We start from the raw sequence: 18,357 nt of genomic DNA, 5'->3' as shown, positions 1-18,357 counted from the left end.
TCGCGACCCCTGAATTGCCGGACAATGAGGGCGGTGTCAGGTGGCGCCACCCTGACCGGTCTCGCCCTCGGACAACGGCCGGGTCGACAGACCGGGATAGATGCGGGCCGCAGCGATCTGCGCGGTGATCCCCGAATTCTCCAGCGCCTCGGCGAGACGCCGACGCAGTTCCCGGCCCACCGCGAACTGCCCGTCAGCGGTCGTCTTCACCACTGTGCGGATGACAGCGCCGTCCACAGTCACCTGCTCGACACCCAGCACCTCGGGCGCCTCCACGATCTCCGGCGACAGCTCCGGGTCCATGGCGACCGAGGCGGCCGCGGTCCGTAGCACCGCCGTCGCCTCCTCGGTGCTGTTGAAGCCGATCGGCAGGTCCACCACCACGAGCGCCCAACCCTGGCTCTTGTTACCCACCCGGATGATCTCGCCGTTGCGGATGTACCAGAGCACGCCGCGGCCGTCGCGCACCGTGGTGACCCGCAGGCCGACCGACTCGACCACGCCCATCGCCTCGCCCAGGTCGACGTTGTCACCCACTCCGTACTGGTCCTCGATCAGCATGAAGAGGCCGGCGATCAGGTCCTTCACCAGGCTCTGCGCACCGAAGCCCAGCGCCACACCGGCGATCCCCGCGCTGGCCAGCAGCGGGGCCAGGTCGAAGCTGAACTCCCGCAGGATCATCAGCAGCGCGATGCCGAAGACGAACGCGGTGGTCAGGCTGCGTAGCACCGACCCGATCGCCTCGGCCCGCTGCCTCCGTCGCTCGGGCACGAACTCGGCCGGGTCGACCGCGGCGGTGGGTACGCGCTCGCGCAGCGGCCGTAGCATCGTCGGCACCGCGCCGTTGGTGGTCGTCCGAACCAACCGGTTGATCGTCCGGTGCAGCGCCCAGCGGGCCACCATCGCCAGGGCCAGGATCAGCAGCACCCGAAGCGGTTTGAGCAGGATCCAGTAGCTTCCCTCGGCGAACCAGGACGACCCGGTGATCCGGTAGATCCACTCGCAGGAGGTGCTGCCCTGGCAGCTCACCGAGACGGCGTCGGACAGGGCTAGGGGCGTCACGCTGGCGGCACTCACTATGTCTTCGTACCGCAAGGAGTCCGAGCGTCCGCCGCCGACCCACCGGCCGGCGGACCGGCGTGGCGAGCACGGCGAGAAAGAGGTGGAGCGTGCGCGTCGACCCGACAGGGGCTGTTCGCGCTCTTCTCGGCTGCGATCGGCTACCGCCTGTTGGTGCGGTGACACCCCGGCGCGGCGCACCGACGAAACCGGGTTGGGGTGCCAGTCGTGTGGAGCAACCCGGCCGGAGCGGTGGGTTCGGCATCTATCGCGTCCCGGCGTGGGTGATCCGCTTACCAGAACGGAGATTAGTACGTGCAATCCGGGGTCCGATCAGGGACTATTGGCGCAACGGACGTCGGTGATCGGCCCGGCGTCGACCGTGTGGGCCCTTGTGCCCGGCCCCGGTCGACGGCGGTCCGCAGCAGCCGCTGAACCGGGAGGGTGAGCGCGATGCCTGACATACGACCCACGGTGGGCTCCGGCGCGTTGGTCCTCAACGCCACCTACGAGCCGCTGTGTGTCGTGTCGGTGCGCCGCGCCGCGATCCTCGTCCTCTCCGCCAAGGCGGTCTGCGTCGCCGACGGCGACGGCATCCTGCACAGCGCCCGGGACGCGCTGCCGGTGCCGTCCGTGGTCCGGCTGACGCGCTTCGTCCGGGTGCCGTACCGGACGCATGTCGGGCTGTCCCGCCGGGCGATCTTCGCCCGGGACGGGTGGCGGTGCGCCTACTGCCGGGGCCCGGCAGAGACCATCGACCACGTCTTTCCGCGCAGCCGGGGTGGCCGGCACGCCTGGGAGAACGTGGTCGCCGCGTGTGCCCGGTGCAACCACACGAAGGGCGACAAGACCCCGGCCGAGATGGGCTGGCGGTTGCACGCGTTGCCGGCCGCCCCGAAGGGCACCGCCTGGCGGGTGCTGGGCCACCGCGCCCCCGACCCCCGCTGGGCCGACTGGCTGGACCTGCGGGAGCCCGAGGCAGCCGCCTGACTCCGGTCGGTCGCGCTACCCGGCGGTCCGCCGCGCCGCCCGCTCGCGGCGACGCACGGCACGGTCGTGCGCGATCGTCAGCAGCCGGTCCACCTCGGGCAGCAGGTGCGGACCGGGCATGACGATGCTGGCGAAGCCGTACTGGGCGTAGCCCGGGTGCGGTACGAGCGTGTCCAGTCGGGCGAAGTCGAACTCGTGCCGGTGCTCCTCGAATGCCTTGGGCGGAAAGCCGAACAGGCGCTCGAACTCGGCCCGGCCCAGGTCCAGGTTGAGGCGGAAGACGCCGGGGCGGTCAAGCTGTGCGGCCTCGTCGAAGCCGGGCACGTCATGCTCGACGATGGTGGCGAACGGCTGGCGGCGGTCCGGGCCGACGAAGAAGAACCGGTCGCCCCAGGCCGCCTCGGGGGACCCGTTCTCGTCGCTCGCCACGAGCTGCTCGACGTCGGGCAGTGCGGCGATCCGATCGGCGAGCATGGCCGTGTCGACACCGGTAGGGACGTGCAGGACCGCGTCGGCGTGGTCGATGGTGGCCCGGTCCAGCGGGAAGTAGCGGTAGTCGTGCGTTCGCTGCTCGGCCGCTTCGATGTCGGACGTCGGCAGGTACCGGGGAAGGCTGCTCTCCTGCTGGAGTCGGCCCTCGTAGGTGTCGGCGGCTGGCGGCCCGATGCCGAGTGCCGGGCTCGCGCCGAGGCTGCCGGCGATCACGGCGTACCGGTCGCCCAGCAACGACGCGATGATCGCGCCAGCGCCGGCCCATGACACCTGCGTGTCGGCCAGCGCCATGGTGCTCGGGTGGCGCTGAAGGTGCGTGTTGTGCGCGAAGACCAGTGTCGGCCCGCGGTGTGCCTCGACCGATCGGATCGCGAGCAGGTTCTCGGCCATCAGCGCGTCCCGGACTCCGGCCAGGCGGGCGAAGCGTTCCTCCTGAGCCAGTCGTGCGGCGGCCGCGGCGTGGTAACGCAGCAACGCGACAGCGGCCGTGGCGTGCACGAACGCCGTCTGCCAGCCCGCTGACCTCCACGGCGCCCGCAGGTACAGCTCGGTCAGCAGGTCGTCGGCGAGCACCCGCAATCGCTGGGCGTCGGTCGAGCGCCCGACCGATCGGCCCGGTTCCCAGATCGCGGCCGTGTCACTCCACCGTCCCTCGTCCCCGATCAGGTCGTCGATCTCGGTGGCCCGGTCCAGGTCGAGGAACTGGCAGACCTGGGTGAGGTGACGGCGCGGGCTCGGGGCGCTCTCCAACTCGACCGGAGCGTCGAAGCCGTGGAATGTCAGGCGTTCGGCGACGGGCCGCCCGGCGTTCCACTCCCGCATCCGCAGCAGGAGGTCCCGGTTGGCCGGGGCTGCCCCGAACCCGTGGCTGAACCCTGCGGCGAGCGCCTGGTCGAGCGTCACGGCCGCGACGCCCTGCACGAACTCGTCGGCGATCAGCCCGGCCGTCCGGTCGCTCTCCACGGCGATCGAGCGGTAGCCGTGCTCGGCCAGCGACAGAAAGGCCTCGTTGCGGAGCTGGAGGAAGGCGGACTCACCGTGCGTCGGCTCGCCGAGAGCGAGCAGGTCCGGGGTAACCGCCAGCAGGTCGAGAAAAGGTGGCATTCCATGAACCGTATCGTTGAACCAGCGGTTGAGACTCATGAGCAGTGGAGCGCGGTGACAGCCACAAAACCTTCAAACCCGGGGGTACGCCGACCGGTCGACCTCGCGCGCGCTCACGGTCTCTCCGCGCAGGCCGTGCGCAACTACGAACGAGACGGCGTCCTGCCCCCGGCCCGGCGCACGCCGAACGGCTACCGTCGCTTCACCGAACTGCACGTCAAGGCGCTGTGCGCCTACCTTGCGTTGATCCCGGGCCACGGCTATGCGGCCAGCGGCGAGATCATGCGGGCCATCAATCGGGGCGAGATCGACGCGGCGTTGCGCACCATCGACCAGGGGCATGCGCTGCTCCAGCGCGATCGGGAGACCCTGGACGCGGTCGAGGCGGCGGTGTTGACGCTCACCGGAACGAGACCGCAACCGCAGAGCCAGAAAGCCGTGCCGATCAGCGTGCTGGCTCACCGGCTCGGTCTGCAGGCGGCCACACTGCGCAAATGGGAGCGGGCCGAGGTGCTGCGACCGGTACGTGATCCGGTGACCCACTACCGGCTCTACCTTCCCGACGACGTCCGGGACGCCGAACTGGCCCACCTGTTGCGCCGCGGTGGCTACCGGCTCGACCACATCGCGGGCGTGCTGCGTCGAGTACGCGAGGCTGGCGGTGCGGAGCCGCTCGCCGCCTCGCTGCGTCAGTGGCGGCAACGGCTCACCGAGCGAGGCCGGGCCATGCTCACCGGGGCCGCCCGGCTCGCCGAGTACGTCGACGCCGGTCAACCGCCTGAACGCTCCTTGACCAGCGAGGCGAAGGCCACCACGTTGTCCGCGTAGCCGGTCTCGCCGCCGACCCACTGGCCGCCGTCTTTCGCTACGTGGTGAACGGACTCGGAATGTAGAACATTTAGTTCTACACTATCTCCATGGAGCGCATCGGGGTTCGAGAGCTGAACCAGAACACGAGTCAGGTGCTGGCTCGGGTGAGGGGCGGGGAGACGGTCGAGATCACCGATCGCGGGCACCCGATCGCCCGACTGGTTCCGGTCAGTGACGACAGGTCGGTGCTGGCCAAGCTTGTCGCGGCGGGGCGGGCTGTCGCTCCAACCGGCGGCGGTCCTGTTCCGCTTCCGCCCAAGCTCGGTGCTGAGGACGTGGACGCTGCTGCCGCCCTCGCCGAGATGCGCGACGAGGAGCGCTGGTGATCTATCTTGACTCCGCTGCTGCCGCCCTCGCCGAGATGCGCGACGAGGAGCGCTGGTGATCTATCTTGACTCCGCTGCGGTCGTCAAGCTTGTTCGTCAGGAGGCGTACAGCGCCGACCTCGTCGCCTGGCTCAACGGCTACGGTGACGTCCCGCTGGTTTCCTCAGCCCTCGTCGAGGTTGAAGTGCCCAGAGCGTTGCGCCGATCAGCCCCGCAAGCGTTGATTGGCGTTCCGGCGGCCGTCGGGCGTCTCTTCCGGCTGGAGATCGACGGCACTGTCCGTGCGACCGCAGCCGCGTTCGCCGAGCCCACGCTACGCAGCCTCGACGCCATCCACCTTGCCACGGCCCAGGTTCTGACAAACGAGTCCGGAGCGGCGCTCATCGCATTCGTCAGTTATGACCGGCGACTGCTCGAGTGCGCCAAGGCCGCAGGGTTGCCCGTGGCAAGCCCAGGGCAGAACTGACCCCCGTGCCGATCTGCCCGACCTCACCCTGAACGCTCCTTGACCAGCGAGGCGAAGACCACCACGTTGTCCGCGTAGCCGGTCTCGCCGCCGACCCACTGGCCGCCGCAGGTGATCAGTCGGAGGCTCGGGCGGCTGAAGTCGCCGTACACCTCGTCCACCGGCAGTCGGCCCTTGTCGAACTTCTCCACCGAGTTGACCTCGAAGACCGCCACGCGCTGGTCGGTGCGGGTGACCTCGATCTCGTCACCGGAGCGCAGCTCGCGGAGCTTGTGGAAGACCGCCGGCCCGCTGGTGGTGTCGACGTGCCCGACGATCACGGCTGGACCGTACTGGCCCGGGGTGGGCCCCTGGTCGTACCAGCCGGCCTCCTGGGCGCGGGCAGCGTCCGGCACGGCGATCGTGCCGTCCGGGGCGATACCCACGTCGTGTACGGGCGCCCGTACGTCGATCTTGTCGATGACGAGGCTGGTCGGGTCGGCGGCCGGCAGCACCGGGAACTTCTTCGGCGGCGGTCGCAGCCCGGCGCTGAGCCGATCCGGCAGCAGGCTCATCCCGGTCACCTGCTCGACGCCGAGCATCGCCACGATCAGCACCATCAACGCGGCGATGGCCAGCACCGGCAACCCGGGGCTCGTAACGAACCGGTGGCGGGCCGACGAGGGCCCGGCCGGAGGTCGCGGCGGTAGCGGACGGGCGGCCGGATCGGTGGTGGTGACGCTTGCCGAAACGGCCTGCCCGGCGACCCGTCGCAGCCGTCCGGAGACGCGGGCCACCAGCCGGCCGGACGCGCGCAGCGCCGGCCCGGCCCGGAGGCGGGCGCGGCGGTCCGGCCGCGCCCGCGCGGATCTGCGGGTCATGGGTGATCCGGCTCAGGAGCCGGCTCCCGGTCGACGTCGGCCGCCGGCCATCCCGAGCACGATCGCGGTGGCCACCAACGCCACGCCACCGAACACCAGCAGCGAGCCGGTGCCGCGACCGCCGGCCATCCCACCACCACCGGTCGCCGGGCCCTTGCTGGGTGAGGCCATGTTCAGCACGGTCAGCGTGGTCGACGACGTCTGTCCGTTTTCACACCGCAGGTCGACCGGGTACTGATCGGCCGGTTTGTCGCGTGGAACAGTGGCCTGCGCGGTGAGGAAGCCCTTGTCGGGTCTCAGCGTCACGGACCCGAACGCGTCGGAGTGCACGCTGGACTGCCTGTTGTTGTTGTCGTTGTCGCAGCTCGCCTTGATGCTGACCCGGCTGCCGGCCTGGACGCTGTTGGGTGTCACCTCGACGAAGACGTTCTCGCCGGCTCGCGCCGGTGCGACCGACAACAGGACGAACGCCCCGACCAGTCCCACCAGTGTCAGTGCGGACGAGAGCGCGCGGTTGATCGTGCGGACTGCCTGCATGATTTCCCCCCAACCGGCGACGACCGCCGGAACCCTCCCCTGGGCACGCGCGCTGCTTTCCCCGCACCCCGAAGCCAAACCCGCCCGGCCCTCGCCCTCACCCGACCGCCCCAACCCGCGATCTTGCACTTTCTGCACCGACGAATGCCCGCACAAAGAACATAAAGGCAGCAGAAACTGCAAGATCGACGCAGGGGAGGGCGGGGGAGGGCGTTGGGGAGGGAGGGGAGGGCGTGGGGAGGGCGCAGGGAGGGAGGGGTTGCGTCAGCGGGGCGGGGACGGGAGGGGGAGGGGTGTGACGGGGTGCCAGTTCAGGGGGGAGGAGAGGACCATCGTGCTCGACGGTTGGCCGTACGGGGCGAGCCGGTCGATGACCCCCTCGAACGCGCCGATCGAGCCGGCCGCCACCTTCAGCACGCTGCACGCGTCCCCGGTGATCCGGTGGATCTCCAGGATCTCCGGCCAGTCGGCCACCGCCGGGTCGTGCAGGATGCACCGCGCGCCGTAGCAGGACATCCGGATCAGCGCGACCACTGTGCGGCCGGCGCGGCTCAGGTCGACGTGGGCGTGGTAGCCGGTGATGATCCCGGCCTCCTCCAGCCGGCGAACCCGCTCCGCTACTGACGGTGGCGACAGGTGCACCCGCCGGGACAACTCGCTGAAGGAGAGCCGCGCGTCGGCCTGCAACTCGCGCAGCAGCGCCCAGTCCATGTCGTCCACGCTCAGACCTTACTTTCGTGAACCGACTTCGCCTAGTTGCCTTTGGTTTGCCAGGAGAAGCCGGCGGAAGCCGTTGATTCGGCATTCCGCAGGCCGATCCGACCGCGAGATCATGACGTCGGCTAGTCCGGGGGAGGGAGAAGAGATGGTGGATCAGACGGAGCGGCGGGCGCCGAACCGCCGCGCCACGGTGCGACCGGTGACCCCTGGGCAGCGTGTCGCGCAGGCGGAGCGCACCGGTGGCGAACCGACGCTGGAGTTCGCCGACATGGTGCCGTACGACGCGTATGTGCAGGCCAGCGCTCTGCACAAGATGCAGCACCCGCTCAGCAGCGACCCGGGCGAGATGTCCTTCCTGATGGTCAGCCAGATCATGGAGCTGTACTTCGGGCTGACCTGCCACGAGCTGCGCGAGACCCAGCGGCTGATCCACGCCGACCAGATCTGGGAGGCGTTGGCCCCGCTGGGCCGAGCCAAACTGCACCTGGAGGGGCTCAACGCCGCCTGGCAGGGCCTGCGCTGGATGAGCCCGGCCGACTTCAACCGGTTCCGCAATCTGCTCGGTGAGGCCTCCGGCTTCCAGTCGGCGATGTACCGGCAGTTGGAGTTCCTGCTCGGGCTGCGCGACCCGACGCTGATCCGCCCGTTCCGCCGGCAGGCCGAGGTGCATGCCGAGCTGAGCGCCGCGCTGACCACCCCGAGCATCTGGGACGACGTGCTCGCGTTGCTCGCCCGGCGCGGCTTCGACCTCCCCGCCGACCTGCTCGACCGGGACGTGGCCGTCGAACACGACCCGCACCCGTTGGTGGAGGCGGCCTGGGTGCGGATCTACGACGACGCCAGCCCCGACAATCACCTGCGGCTGCTCGGCGAGGCGCTGAGCGCTGTCGCCGAGGAGTTCGGCGACTGGCGCTGGAACCACGTCAAGGCGGTGCAGCGGACGATGGGCGCCAAGGTCGGCAGCGGAGGCTCCGCCGGCCTGGCGTGGTTGCAGCGCAGCATGGCCCGGGTGGTCTTCCCGGAGCTATGGTCGGCCCGCACCGCGATGTGACCGGAGAGCGAGACATGCAAACCCCAGAACAAGAAGCGCATCGCCGTGACGAGGCCGACCCCGGTCACCGGCACCTGTTCCACGTGCCGCCGGCCGACGGCGGCGACCACCCCGAGTCGGCGTACCTGGCCGGCAACTCGCTCGGCCTGCAACCTCGGGCCACCCGCGACGAACTCCTGGCCGACCTGGACGCGTGGGGGCGGCTCGGCGTGGAGGGGCACCTGGAGGCGGAGCGCCCCTGGCTGCCGTACCACGAGCTGTTGACCGGGCCGGCCGCGCGACTGGTCGGCGCCCGGCCCGCGGAGGCCGTGGTGATGAACTCGCTCACCGTCAACCTGCACCTGCTGATGGTGAGCTTCTACCGACCGGCCGGCGCGCGCACCCGCATCGTCATCGAGGACGCTGCTTTCCCCTCGGACAGCTACGCCGTGCGCAGCCAGGCCCGGTTCCACGGCCTGGACCCGGACGACACAGTGGTCCGGTTGCGTCCGCGCGCGGGTGAGGACGCCCTGCGTACCGAGGACGTGACCGACTACCTGGCCGCCGAGGGCGACCGGGTGGCGCTGCTGCTGCTCGGCGGGGTCAACTACCTCACCGGTGAGCTGCTGGACATCCCCGCGATCACGGCTGCCGGCCGGGCCGCCGGTGCGGTTGTCGGTTGGGACCTGGCCCACGCGGTCGGCAACGTGCCGCTGGCCCTGCACGACTGGGACGTCGACTTCGCCGCGTGGTGCTCCTACAAGTACCTGAACTCCGGCCCGGGTGCCCTCGCTGGCGTCTTCGTGCACGAGCGTCACCTCGGCGACGAGAACCTCCAGCGGTTCGAGGGGTGGTGGAGCACAGCGGCGGCCACCCGGTTCGAGATGACGCCGGTGTCCCGACCACCGGCCACTGTGGAGGCCTGGCAGATCTCCAACCCGCCGATCTTCGCGATGGGCCCGGTGCGTACCTCGCTGGAGCTGTTCGACGAGGTGGGGATGACCGCGCTGCGCGCGCGCAGCCAGCGCCTCACCGGCTGGCTGGAGTCACTGCTCGCCGAGGTGACCGTCGGCCGGCCGCTGCGGGTGGTCACCCCGCGTGACCCGGCCCGCCGAGGCTGCCAGCTCTCCGTGCGCATCGGGTCGGGCAGCGCCGCCGAGCTGACCAAACGCCTACGGTACGAACACGGGGTCATCGCCGACGCCCGCGAACCCGACGTCGTGCGGTTCGCCCCGGTGCCGCTGTACTCCACGTACCTCGACTGCTGGCGGGCCGCCGCGGCGCTCGCCGCAACGGTGGGGGCGACCTCTGTGAGCGCGAGGAGTGAGCCGGGGTCGCGAGCCCCGCAGTCGCGAACGAAAGGCGGCTCAGCATGACCGCGCGGCGTGACGAGATCGCGATCATCGGTGCCGGGCTGGCCGGCTGTCTGGCTGCCTGCTTCCTGGCCCGGCGCGGCTACCCGGTGGCCCTCTACGAGCGCCGCTCCGACCCGCGTGCCGGCACCGCCGAACGCGGTCGCTCGATCAACCTGGCGCTCTCCGAGCGCGGCCTGGACGCCCTGCGCCGCATCGGGCTGGCCGAGCAGGTGATGGCCGACGCGCTGCCGATGCGCGGCCGGATGATCCACCCGGTCGAGGGCGAGCAGCAGTTCCAGTCGTACAGCGCGGCCGGCGACCGGGCGATCAACTCGATCAGCCGGGGCGCGTTGAACAACGCCCTGCTGGACGAGGCCGCCGCGCTGCCGGGCGTGCGGGTCGTCTTCGACCACCGGCTGGTCGGGCTCGACCCGACCGACGGCGCCCTGAGCTTCGAGACCCCGCAGGGCACGGTCGCGGCGAAGGCGTCGGTCGTGCTGGGCGCCGACGGCGCCGGCTCCGCGGTGCGTGGGCAACTGCTGGCGTACGGGCTGCTGAACGAGAGCGTGGACTTCCTCGACTACGGCTACAAGGAGCTGACGATTCCGCCGCTGGGCGGAGACTTCGCCCTGGACCCGGACGCGCTTCACATCTGGCCGCGCGGCACCTCGATGATGATCGCGCTGCCGAACCCGGACCGCTCCTTCACCTGCACGCTGTTCTGGCCCAACGACGGTGCCGGCAGCTTCGCCTCGCTGACCAGCCCGGCGGAGATCGAACGGCACTTCACCGAGCACTACCCGGACGTGGTCCCGCTGGCCCCGAACCTGGTCGACGACTACCAGCACAACCCGGTGGGCGTGCTCGGCACCGTGCGCTGCACCCCGTGGCAGGTCAGCGGAAAGGTCGGCCTGCTCGGCGACGCGGCGCACGCCATAGTGCCGTTCTACGGTCAGGGCGCCAACTGCGCCTTCGAGGACGTGGTGGAGCTGGACCGCTGCCTGGACGAGTGCGCCGACGACTGGTTGGCGGCGCTGCCGCTGTTCCAGCGGCGCCGGCAGGAGAACGCCGAGGCCATCGCGGCGATGGCGCTGACCAACTTCGTGGAGATGCGGGACAAGGTCGCCTCCCCTGTTTTCCAGACCCGACGGCGGGTGGAGCACGCACTGGAACGGGCACTGCCCGGCCGGTACGTTTCCCAGTACGAGCTGGTGTCGTTCTCCACCACCCCGTACGCCCAGGTGCGCCGCCGGGTGCGCCAACAGCACCTGGTGCTCGGGGCGGTCGTCGGCGGTGCCGCGCTGCTGCTGGTCGGCGTGATCGGCGCGGCACTGGGCCGAGGGAGGCGCGCATGACCGGCAACTGGGATCCGCGGCTGATGGCCGGCCACGCGCCGAGTGGTCCGCAGCGGTTGCGTAACTTCGTCGCCGGTGAGTTCGTCGACGGCGGGAACGCGTTCGCCAAGGCCAGCCCAGTCACCGGGGAGCAGGTCTTCGAGGTGGACGAGGCATCGCAGTCGACAGTGGACGATGCGGTGGCCGCCGCCCGGGCGGCGCTGCGGGGGCCGTGGGGCCGGATGGGGGAGCGCGAGCGCGCCGAGGTGCTGCGCCGTGTCGCCGACGAGCTGGAGCGCCGCTTCGACGACCTGGTCACCGCCGAGGTCGCCGACACCGGCAAATCCATCGCCCAGGCCCGCACCCTGGACATCCCGCGCGGCGCCGCGAACTTCCGCGCGTTCGCGGAGATCGTGGCGACCGCCCCCACCGAGTCGTTCACCACAGTCACCCCGACCGGCGGTCGGGCACTCAACTACGCGCTGCGCAAGCCGGTCGGCGTGGTCGCGGTCATCGTGCCGTGGAACCTGCCGTTGCTGCTGCTCACCTGGAAGGTGGCTCCGGCGCTGGCCTGCGGCAACGCCGTCGTGGTCAAGCCCAGCGAGGAGACTCCCGCCTCGGCGACGGTGCTCGCCGAGGTGATGGCCGCCGCTGGCGTACCGGCCGGTGTGTTCAACCTGGTGCACGGCTTCGGGCCGGACTCGGCGGGCGAGTTCCTCACCCGCCACCCGGGCGTCGACGCGATCACCTTCACCGGCGAGTCGGCCACCGGCGGCGCGATCATGCGGGCCGCCGCCGATGGGGTGAAGGCGGTGAGCTTCGAACTCGGCGGCAAGAACGCCGGCTTGGTCTTCGCCGACGCCGACCTGGACGCCGCGGTGGCCGGCTCGGTGCGGTCCAGCTTCACCAACGGTGGTCAGGTGTGCCTCTGCACCGAGCGCATCTACGTGCAGCGGCCAGTCTTCGAGGAGTTCACCGCCCGACTGGCGAAGCGGGCGGGCGAGCTGGCGTACGGCTGGCCGACCGATGAGGCGACCGCCACCATGCCGCTGATCTCCCACCAGCACCGGGCGAAGGTGCTCGGGGCGTACGAGCTGGCCAGGTCCGAGGGCGCCGAGGTGCTCACCGGCGGCGGTACGCCCACCTTCGGCGACACCCGCGACGGCGGGTCGTACGTGCAGCCGACGGTGCTCACCGGGCTCGGCCCGGACGCCCGCACCAACCGCGAGGAGATCTTCGGCCCGGTGGTGCACGTCGCGCCGTTCGACACCGAGGACGAGGCGTACGCCCTCGCCAACGGCACCGAGTACGGCCTGGCGGCGACCGTGTGGACCCGGGACGTGGGCGTCGCGCACCGGGCCGGCGCCCGGCTCGACGCCGGCATCGTCTGGGTCAACACCTGGTTCCTGCGGGACCTGCGTACCCCGTTCGGCGGGGTGAAGGCGTCCGGGATCGGTCGCGAGGGCGGCGTGCACTCGCTGAACTTCTACTCCGAACTCACGAACGTCTGCGTGGACCTGTCGTGAGCCGTAGCGAGGGAGCGGGCATGGAAGCTGACATCGAGGCCGCCAACCGGGAGCTGGCCGACGCCCGCAGCACCGGTAAGCCGTGCGCGCCGCTTCGGGGCCGGCTGCTGCCGGAGGGCGACGTCGAGGCCGCGTACCGCGTGCAGCAACTCCAGGCGCGGGCCTGGCAGGGCCGCGGCGAACGCCGGGTCGGCGCGAAGATCGGGCTGACCTCCCGGGCGGTGCAGGAGACCTTCGGGGTGTTCCAACCGGACTTCGGCATGCTGACCGACGCCATGGCGGTCGGCGACGGGGTCGAGGTGCCCATCGACCGACTGCTCCAGCCTCGGGTCGAGGCGGAGATCGCGTTCGTTCTCGACAAGGATCTCCCGAACCCGCAGCTCACCACCGTCGACCTGATCCGCGCGGTCGACCACGTGTTGCCGGCGATCGAGATCGTCGACTCCCGGATCGCCGCCTGGGACATCTCCATCGTGGACACCATCGCCGACAACGCCTCCAGCGGGCTCTTCGTGCTCGGCACCACGCCGCGCCGGCTCGCCGACGTGGACCTGCGACTGTGCGGGATGGTGCTGGAGTACGCCGGCGAGCCGGTCTCGGTGGGTGCGGGCGCCGCCTGCCTGGGCAACCCGCTGCACGCCCTGCTGTGGCTGGCTGGCACCCTCGCCCGCGCCGGTGACCCGCTGCGTGCCGGGGACGTGGTGCTCTCCGGGGCGCTCGGCCCGATGGTGCCGGTCACCCCCGGCGCCGCGTACGAGGCCCGGATCTCCGGGCTGGGTTCGGTGCGCACCTGCTTCAGCAAGGAGACCTCCGCGTGACCACCGGTATAGCGGTGCTTGGTTCCGGGAACATCGGCACCGACCTGATGATCAAGGTGTTGCGGCTGAGCGACAGCCTGCGCATGGTGGCGATGGCCGGTATCGACCCGGCCTCCGACGGCCTGGCGCGTGCTCGCCGGCTCGGCGTCGCCACCACCGCCGACGGCGTGGACGGGCTCGTCGCGCTGCCCGAGTTCGCCGACGTCGAGTTGGTGTTCGACGCCACCTCGGCCGGCGCGCACCGACGCCACGACGAGGTGCTGCGCGCCCTCGGCCGCACCGTGGTCGACCTGACCCCGGCCGCGATCGGCCCGTACGTGGTGCCGCCGGTCAACCTCGACGAGCACCTGCATCAGCCCAACGTGAACATGGTGACCTGTGGCGGACAGGCGACAGTGCCGATCGTCGCCGCGGTACGCCGGGTCACCCCGGTGGCGTACGGGGAGATCGTCGCCTCGATCGCGTCGAAGTCCGCGGGGCCGGGAACCCGGGCCAACATCGACGAGTTCACCGAGACCACGGCCCGCGCCATCGAGGTGGTGGGCGGTGCCGAGCGGGGTAAGGCGATCATCGTGCTGAACCCGGCGGACCCGCCGCTGCTGATGCGGGACACCGTCTACTGCCTCTGCCCGGACGCCGACGCGGACACCGACGCCATCGCCGCCTCGGTGGCGGACATGGTGGCGACAGTGCAGGAGTACGTCCCCGGTTACCGGCTCAAGCAGGACGTGCAGTTCGACCGGGTCGAGGCGTACCTGCCGACGCTCGGGCGGCGGCTCACCGCTCTTCAGGTGTCGGTCTTCCTGGAGGTCTCCGGCGCCGGGCACTACCTGCCCGCGTACGCCGGGAACCTGGACATCATGACCTCCGCCGCGCTGCGCACCGCGGAGCGGCTGGTCGCCCTGCGTTCCTCGGAGGTGGCCGCGCCATGACCGACCTTTACATCCAGGACGTGACGCTGCGCGACGGCATGCACGCCATCGCCCACCAGTACACAGTCGACCAGGTACGCACCATCGCCGCCGCGCTGGACGCCGCCGGGGTGGCCGCCATCGAGGTGGCGCACGGTGACGGGCTCGCCGGTTCCAGCGTCAACTACGGCCACGGCGCGGCCAGTGATGCCGAGTGGATCTCCGCCGCCGCCGAGGTGCTGACCACGGCGAAGCTGACCACGCTGCTGCTGCCCGGGATCGGCACCATCGCCGACCTGAAGGCGGCGAAGGCGCTCGGGGTGACCAGCGTGCGCATCGCCACCCACTGCACGGAGGCGGACATCTCCGCCCAGCACATCTCGTGGGCCCGGGAGAACGGCATGGACGTCGCCGGGTTCCTGATGATGTCGCACATGAACGATCCGGCCGGGTTGGCCGGGCAGGCCAAGCTGATGGAGTCGTACGGGGCGCACTGCGTCTACGTCACCGACTCCGGCGGTCGGCTGCTGATGTCCGACGTGGCGCAGCGGGTCGACGCGTACCGGCAGGTCCTCGCCCCGGAGACGCAGATCGGCATCCACGCGCACCACAACCTGTCACTCGGGGTGGCCAACAGCGTGCTCGCCGTCGAGCACGGTCGGGTCACCGGGTCCGCGCCGGTCGGCCCCGACGCGGTGCACGGTCGGACGGTCCGGGTGGACGCCTCCCTCGCCGGCATGGGCGCGGGCGCCGGCAACGCGCCGCTGGAGGTCTTCGTCGCGGTCGCCGAGCTGCACGGCTGGAAGCACGGCTGTGACGTGTTCGCGCTGATGGACGCGGCCGACGACATCGTCCGCCCGTTGCAGGACCGGCCGGTCCAGGTGGACCGGGAGACGCTCTCCCTGGGGTACGCGGGTGTCTACTCCAGCTTCCTGCGGCACGCCGAGCGGGCCTCCGCGAAGTACGGCGTGGACGTCCGGTCGATCCTGGTCGAGCTGGGCCGCCGCCGGATGGTCGGCGGCCAGGAGGACATGATCGTGGACGTGGCCCTCGACCTGGCCGACAAGGAGCAGTCGCGAACGGAAGGTGGCACAGCATGATCGGCGTGGACATCGTCGGGATCGCCGAGAAGCTGGGCACGGCGGCCGACACGGCCACCGCCATCCCGCAACTCGCCGCCGAGACCGGCCTCGACGTGGACACCGCGTACGCCGTGCAGGCCGCGTTGCTGCAACGCCGGCTGAACGCCGGTGAGCGGTTGGTCGGGTTGAAGATGGGGCTGACCAGCAGGGCGAAGATGGCCCAGGTCGGCGTGGACGAGGTGATCTGGGGGCGGCTCACCAACGCGATGCGGGTGCCCGACGGCGGTGCCGTGGACCCGGCCGCGTACATCCATCCCCGGGTCGAGCCGGAGGTGGCCTTCCTGCTGGACCGGCTGCCCGAGCCGGGCGAGCCGGTCGGCGACTTCGCCACGGCGGTCCGCGCGGTAGCCCCGGCCATCGAATTGATCGACTCCCGGTACGCGGACTTCCGTTTCTCGTTGCCCGACGTGGTCGCTGACAACACCTCGGCCGCCGCCTTCGTGGTCGGGCCGTGGTCGCCGGTGCCGGCGGGGCTGGACAACCTGGGCGTGCTGCTGGAGGTCGACGGGCGGGTGGCGCAGGTCGGTTCGACGGCGGCGATCCTCGGTGATCCGCGCCGGGCGCTCGACGAGGGCATCCGGTTGGCGGGCCGGCACGGGGTGCGGCTGGAGTCCGGCTGGGTCTTCCTGGCCGGTGCCGCCACCGCCGCTGTTCCGTTGCGTCCCGGCGCCCACGTCCGCGCCGTCGTCGAGAAGCTCGGCACGGCCTCGCTGCGGGCGTCGTCGTGACCGCCCGGGTGGTGGCCGGGAACGCCGTCCCGCGGGGGGCTTTTCCGCACGTCAAGGTCGCCGGTGGCTTCGTCTTCGTCTCCGGTACGTCGTCGCGGCGCGCGGACAACACCTTCGCCGGCGTCGAGGTGGACGGGTTCGGCACCACCAACCTCGACATCCGGGTGCAGACGCGGGCCGTCATCGAGAACGTGCGGGATCTGCTGCGTTCGGTCGGCGCGGACCTCGACGACCTCGTCCAGGTGACCTCTTATCTGGTCAACATGAACGACTTCGGTGGTTACAACGAGGTGTGGGCCGAGTTCTTCGACGCCTCCGGACCGACCCGTACGACGGTGGCGGTACACCAGTTGCCGCACCCGCACCTGCTGATCGAAATCCAGGCCGTGGCCCTTCTTCCCTCGGGAGGTCAGTCGTGAGTGAGATCGCCGAGCCGTTCAGCTTTCCGGGCTGGATCGCCGACAACCAGCACCTGTTGAAGCCCCCGGTGGGCAACAAGGAGATGTTCCCCGGCGGGGACGACTTCATCGTGATGGTGGTGGGTGGGCCCAACCAGCGCACCGATTTCCACGTGGACCCGTACGAGGAGTTCTTCTACCAGGTCAAGGGCAACATGCACATCAACCTGATCACCCCGGAAGGGCCGCGCACCGTGCACGTGCGCGAGGGGCAGATGTGGATGTTGCCGCGAAACACCCCGCATTCGCCGCAGCGGCCGGAAGCCGGCTCGATCGGCATGGTCGTGGAGCGGGTCCGTGAGGAGGGCACCCTGGAGACGTTCCAGTGGTACTGCCCGGAGTGCGGCGACAAGGTGCACGAGGTCGAGTTGCAGGTCCGCGACATCGCCGCCGATCTGCCGCCGGTGTTCCAGGCGTTCTACGCCGACGAGTCGGCGCGTACCTGTGCCAACTGCGGCACCCTGCACCCGGGCAAGGGCTGATGCCCGCAGGCGTGGTGGACGTGCACACGCACGTCGTACCGAAGGGTTGGCCGGACCTCGGCGCGGCGTGCGGCGGGTCCGACTGGCCGTGGTTGCGGGTCGACTCCGAGCGCGCCGCCATGATCATGGTGGGGGAGACGGAGTTCCGCCCGGTCGGCGCGGAGTGCTGGGACGCGTCGCGCCGACTGGCCGACATGGACGACGACGGCGTGGCCGTGCAGGTGGTCTCGCCCACCCCGGTCTTCTTCAGCTACGACCGCCCGGCCGACCAGGCGGTGAAGGTCGCCCGGATCTTCAACGACCTGACCCTGGAGGTCACCGCGGCCGGGGGTGACCGGCTGGTGCCGTTCTGCCAGGTGCCGCTCCAGGACCCGGACGCCGCCTGCGCCGAGCTGGACCGCAGCCTCGCCGCCGGGCACGTGGGCGTGGAGATCGGCAACCACGTCGGCGACCGGGACCTGGACGACTCCGGTGTGGTCACCTTCCTCCAGCACTGCGCCGAGGTGGGCGCACCCGTCTTCGTCCACCCGTGGGACATGCCGGGCGGGCCACGACTGGACCGTTGGATGGCCCGCTGGCTCACCGGGATGCCCGCCGAGACGCACCTGTCGGTGCTGGCGATGATCCTCGGCGGTGTCTTCGACCGGGTGCCCGAGACGCTGCGGATCTGTTTCGCGCACGGCGGCGGCAGTTTCCCGTTCTGGCTCGGCCGCGCCGACAACGCCTGGCACCGCCGTGGCGACCTGGTCCGGGGCGCGTCCGCCGGCCCGCCCAGCAGCTACCTCGACCGGTTCAGCGTCGACTCGGTGGTCTTCGCGCCGCCCGCCCTGCGGCTGCTGGTCGACACCCTGGGGGAGGATCGGGTGCTGGTCGGCAGCGACTACCCGTACCCGCTGGGTGAACGGCCGGCCGGCGCGGTGGTTCACGCGGCCGACTTCCTCAGCGAGGACCAACGCGACAAGCTCCTGTCCACCAACGCCCTGCGCTTCCTGCACGGCTGAGCGCGGCTCACGTCGCCGGCATGCGCAGATCTTGGACACTTTCCGTTCGAGCGTGACTATTCAGTCCCATGACATCTGTCAGTGGTGAAGTCCCGATACATGTGTCAGTTGGTAGGGATCTTGGGTCTGCCGGTGGATGGTGCCTGGC

The 18,357-nt window shown here is 70.9% G+C and carries 19 protein-coding genes and 1 pseudogene; 15 read left to right on the top strand and 5 right to left on the bottom strand.

The window, feature by feature from the left end; genetic code table 11:
- Nucleotides 1-36: 36 nt before the first annotated feature.
- Entirely contained in the window at nt 37-1,047 is a 1,011-nt protein-coding gene (locus tag ABZU43_RS25045) for a mechanosensitive ion channel family protein (RefSeq protein WP_355009003.1), read from the bottom strand.
- Between the two features lie 465 nt (nt 1,048-1,512).
- Here ABZU43_RS25045 and ABZU43_RS25040 point away from each other — a divergent pair, with 465 nt between their 5' ends.
- Nucleotides 1,513-2,049, top strand: a complete 537-nt coding sequence (locus ABZU43_RS25040) for an HNH endonuclease (RefSeq protein WP_030333470.1) — start codon at nt 1,513-1,515, stop codon at nt 2,047-2,049.
- 15 nt (nt 2,050-2,064) lie between these two features.
- Here ABZU43_RS25040 and ABZU43_RS25035 read toward each other — a convergent pair whose 3' ends face one another.
- Nucleotides 2,065-3,645: a DUF6194 family protein gene (locus ABZU43_RS25035; protein ID WP_355008911.1), complete on the bottom strand. Its 1,581-nt coding sequence runs from the start codon at nt 3,643-3,645 to the stop codon at nt 2,065-2,067.
- A 3-nt stretch (nt 3,646-3,648) separates the two neighbouring features.
- Here ABZU43_RS25035 and ABZU43_RS25030 point away from each other — a divergent pair, with 3 nt between their 5' ends.
- From ABZU43_RS25030 to ABZU43_RS25020, 3 genes are all read left to right on the top strand, one after another.
- A complete protein-coding gene (locus tag ABZU43_RS25030; RefSeq protein ID WP_355008910.1) occupies nt 3,649-4,473 on the top strand; it encodes a MerR family transcriptional regulator in 825 nt (274 codons plus the stop codon).
- Nucleotides 4,474-4,562: 89 nt separating this feature from the next.
- Nucleotides 4,563-4,841 carry a type II toxin-antitoxin system prevent-host-death family antitoxin gene (locus tag ABZU43_RS25025; RefSeq protein ID WP_355008909.1) on the top strand — a complete coding sequence of 93 codons (279 nt, stop codon included), beginning with the start codon at nt 4,563-4,565 and terminating at the stop codon, nt 4,839-4,841.
- 55 nt (nt 4,842-4,896) lie between these two features.
- A complete protein-coding gene (locus ABZU43_RS25020; protein WP_355008908.1) occupies nt 4,897-5,307 on the top strand; it encodes a type II toxin-antitoxin system VapC family toxin in 411 nt (136 codons plus the stop codon).
- A gap of 23 nt (nt 5,308-5,330) precedes the next feature.
- On the opposite strand, the gene ABZU43_RS25015 is transcribed toward ABZU43_RS25020, so the two are convergent.
- The 3 genes from ABZU43_RS25015 to ABZU43_RS25005 all read right to left on the bottom strand — a co-directional run bounded on the left by ABZU43_RS25015 (nt 5,331) and on the right by ABZU43_RS25005 (nt 7,424).
- The gene (locus ABZU43_RS25015) at nt 5,331-6,104 is read right to left on the bottom strand and encodes a class F sortase (RefSeq protein ID WP_355009002.1); all 774 of its coding nucleotides are present in this window, start codon (nt 6,102-6,104) and stop codon (nt 5,331-5,333) included.
- A gap of 75 nt (nt 6,105-6,179) precedes the next feature.
- Nucleotides 6,180-6,704: a hypothetical protein gene (locus ABZU43_RS25010; protein WP_355008907.1), complete on the bottom strand. Its 525-nt coding sequence runs from the start codon at nt 6,702-6,704 to the stop codon at nt 6,180-6,182.
- 264 nt (nt 6,705-6,968) lie between these two features.
- Nucleotides 6,969-7,424, bottom strand: a complete 456-nt coding sequence (locus tag ABZU43_RS25005; RefSeq protein ID WP_355008906.1) for an Lrp/AsnC family transcriptional regulator — start codon at nt 7,422-7,424, stop codon at nt 6,969-6,971.
- Nucleotides 7,425-7,572: 148 nt separating this feature from the next.
- Between ABZU43_RS25005 and ABZU43_RS25000 the strand changes: the two genes are divergently transcribed.
- The 11 genes and pseudogenes from ABZU43_RS25000 to ABZU43_RS24950 all read left to right on the top strand — a co-directional run bounded on the left by ABZU43_RS25000 (nt 7,573) and on the right by ABZU43_RS24950 (nt 18,209).
- Complete coding sequence (locus ABZU43_RS25000) at nt 7,573-8,475, top strand: tryptophan 2,3-dioxygenase family protein (RefSeq protein ID WP_355009001.1); 903 nt, start codon at nt 7,573-7,575, stop codon at nt 8,473-8,475.
- A pseudogene (kynU, locus tag ABZU43_RS24995) lies at nt 8,451-9,752 on the top strand (kynureninase); the annotation flags it as partial. The gene ABZU43_RS25000 and the pseudogene kynU, both read left to right, overlap by 25 nt.
- Before the next feature lie 74 nt (nt 9,753-9,826).
- On the top strand, nt 9,827-11,164 hold the full coding sequence (locus tag ABZU43_RS24990) for an NAD(P)/FAD-dependent oxidoreductase (protein WP_355008905.1): 1,338 nt from the start codon (nt 9,827-9,829) through the stop codon (nt 11,162-11,164).
- Between the two features lie 23 nt (nt 11,165-11,187).
- Nucleotides 11,188-12,669, top strand: a complete 1,482-nt coding sequence (locus tag ABZU43_RS24985; protein WP_355009000.1) for a 2-hydroxymuconic semialdehyde dehydrogenase — start codon at nt 11,188-11,190, stop codon at nt 12,667-12,669.
- Between the two features lie 20 nt (nt 12,670-12,689).
- Entirely contained in the window at nt 12,690-13,487 is a 798-nt protein-coding gene (locus ABZU43_RS24980; protein WP_355008904.1) for a fumarylacetoacetate hydrolase family protein, read from the top strand.
- Nucleotides 13,484-14,419 carry an acetaldehyde dehydrogenase (acetylating) gene (locus ABZU43_RS24975; RefSeq protein WP_355008903.1) on the top strand — a complete coding sequence of 312 codons (936 nt, stop codon included), beginning with the start codon at nt 13,484-13,486 and terminating at the stop codon, nt 14,417-14,419. Before ABZU43_RS24980 ends, ABZU43_RS24975 begins: the two co-directional genes overlap by 4 nt.
- Nucleotides 14,416-15,498, top strand: coding sequence for a 4-hydroxy-2-oxovalerate aldolase (gene dmpG, locus ABZU43_RS24970; RefSeq protein ID WP_355008902.1), 1,083 nt, complete (start codon nt 14,416-14,418; stop codon nt 15,496-15,498). Before ABZU43_RS24975 ends, dmpG begins: the two co-directional genes overlap by 4 nt.
- The gene (locus tag ABZU43_RS24965) at nt 15,495-16,268 is read left to right on the top strand and encodes a fumarylacetoacetate hydrolase family protein (protein ID WP_355008901.1); all 774 of its coding nucleotides are present in this window, start codon (nt 15,495-15,497) and stop codon (nt 16,266-16,268) included. The genes dmpG and ABZU43_RS24965 overlap by 4 nt, the downstream gene beginning before the upstream one ends.
- Entirely contained in the window at nt 16,265-16,687 is a 423-nt protein-coding gene (locus ABZU43_RS24960; protein ID WP_355008900.1) for a RidA family protein, read from the top strand. Before ABZU43_RS24965 ends, ABZU43_RS24960 begins: the two co-directional genes overlap by 4 nt.
- The gene (locus tag ABZU43_RS24955) at nt 16,684-17,208 is read left to right on the top strand and encodes a 3-hydroxyanthranilate 3,4-dioxygenase (protein WP_355008899.1); all 525 of its coding nucleotides are present in this window, start codon (nt 16,684-16,686) and stop codon (nt 17,206-17,208) included. The genes ABZU43_RS24960 and ABZU43_RS24955 overlap by 4 nt, the downstream gene beginning before the upstream one ends.
- Nucleotides 17,208-18,209: an amidohydrolase family protein gene (locus tag ABZU43_RS24950; protein ID WP_355008898.1), complete on the top strand. Its 1,002-nt coding sequence runs from the start codon at nt 17,208-17,210 to the stop codon at nt 18,207-18,209. Before ABZU43_RS24955 ends, ABZU43_RS24950 begins: the two co-directional genes overlap by 1 nt.
- The last annotated feature ends 148 nt before the right edge of the window (nt 18,210-18,357 follow it).

Origin of the sequence: Micromonospora sp. NPDC005205, from assembly GCF_040608275.1 — a bacterium.
Classification (GTDB): domain Bacteria; phylum Actinomycetota; class Actinomycetes; order Mycobacteriales; family Micromonosporaceae; genus Micromonospora.
Note: the sequence above shows the minus strand (reverse complement) of the source record. Positions and strands in the feature narration are given on the sequence as shown.

What these genes read in the sequence shown, in the direction of transcription:
- ABZU43_RS25030 (WP_355008910.1), top strand. Translation starts at nt 3,649, where the DNA reads ATGAACCGTATCGTTGAACCAGCGGTTGAGACTCATGAGCAGTGGAGC.
- dmpG (WP_355008902.1), top strand. Translation starts at nt 14,416, where the DNA reads ATGACCGACCTTTACATCCAGGACGTGACGCTGCGCGACGGCATGCAC.
- ABZU43_RS25010 (WP_355008907.1), bottom strand. Translation starts at nt 6,704, where the DNA reads ATGCAGGCAGTCCGCACGATCAACCGCGCGCTCTCGTCCGCACTGACA.
- ABZU43_RS24950 (WP_355008898.1), top strand. Translation starts at nt 17,208, where the DNA reads ATGCCCGCAGGCGTGGTGGACGTGCACACGCACGTCGTACCGAAGGGT.
- ABZU43_RS25035 (WP_355008911.1), bottom strand. Translation starts at nt 3,645, where the DNA reads ATGCCACCTTTTCTCGACCTGCTGGCGGTTACCCCGGACCTGCTCGCT.
- ABZU43_RS25025 (WP_355008909.1), top strand. Translation starts at nt 4,563, where the DNA reads ATGGAGCGCATCGGGGTTCGAGAGCTGAACCAGAACACGAGTCAGGTG.
- ABZU43_RS24980 (WP_355008904.1), top strand. Translation starts at nt 12,690, where the DNA reads ATGGAAGCTGACATCGAGGCCGCCAACCGGGAGCTGGCCGACGCCCGC.
- ABZU43_RS24985 (WP_355009000.1), top strand. Translation starts at nt 11,188, where the DNA reads ATGGCCGGCCACGCGCCGAGTGGTCCGCAGCGGTTGCGTAACTTCGTC.
- ABZU43_RS24965 (WP_355008901.1), top strand. Translation starts at nt 15,495, where the DNA reads ATGATCGGCGTGGACATCGTCGGGATCGCCGAGAAGCTGGGCACGGCG.
- ABZU43_RS25040 (WP_030333470.1), top strand. Translation starts at nt 1,513, where the DNA reads ATGCCTGACATACGACCCACGGTGGGCTCCGGCGCGTTGGTCCTCAAC.
- ABZU43_RS24990 (WP_355008905.1), top strand. Translation starts at nt 9,827, where the DNA reads ATGACCGCGCGGCGTGACGAGATCGCGATCATCGGTGCCGGGCTGGCC.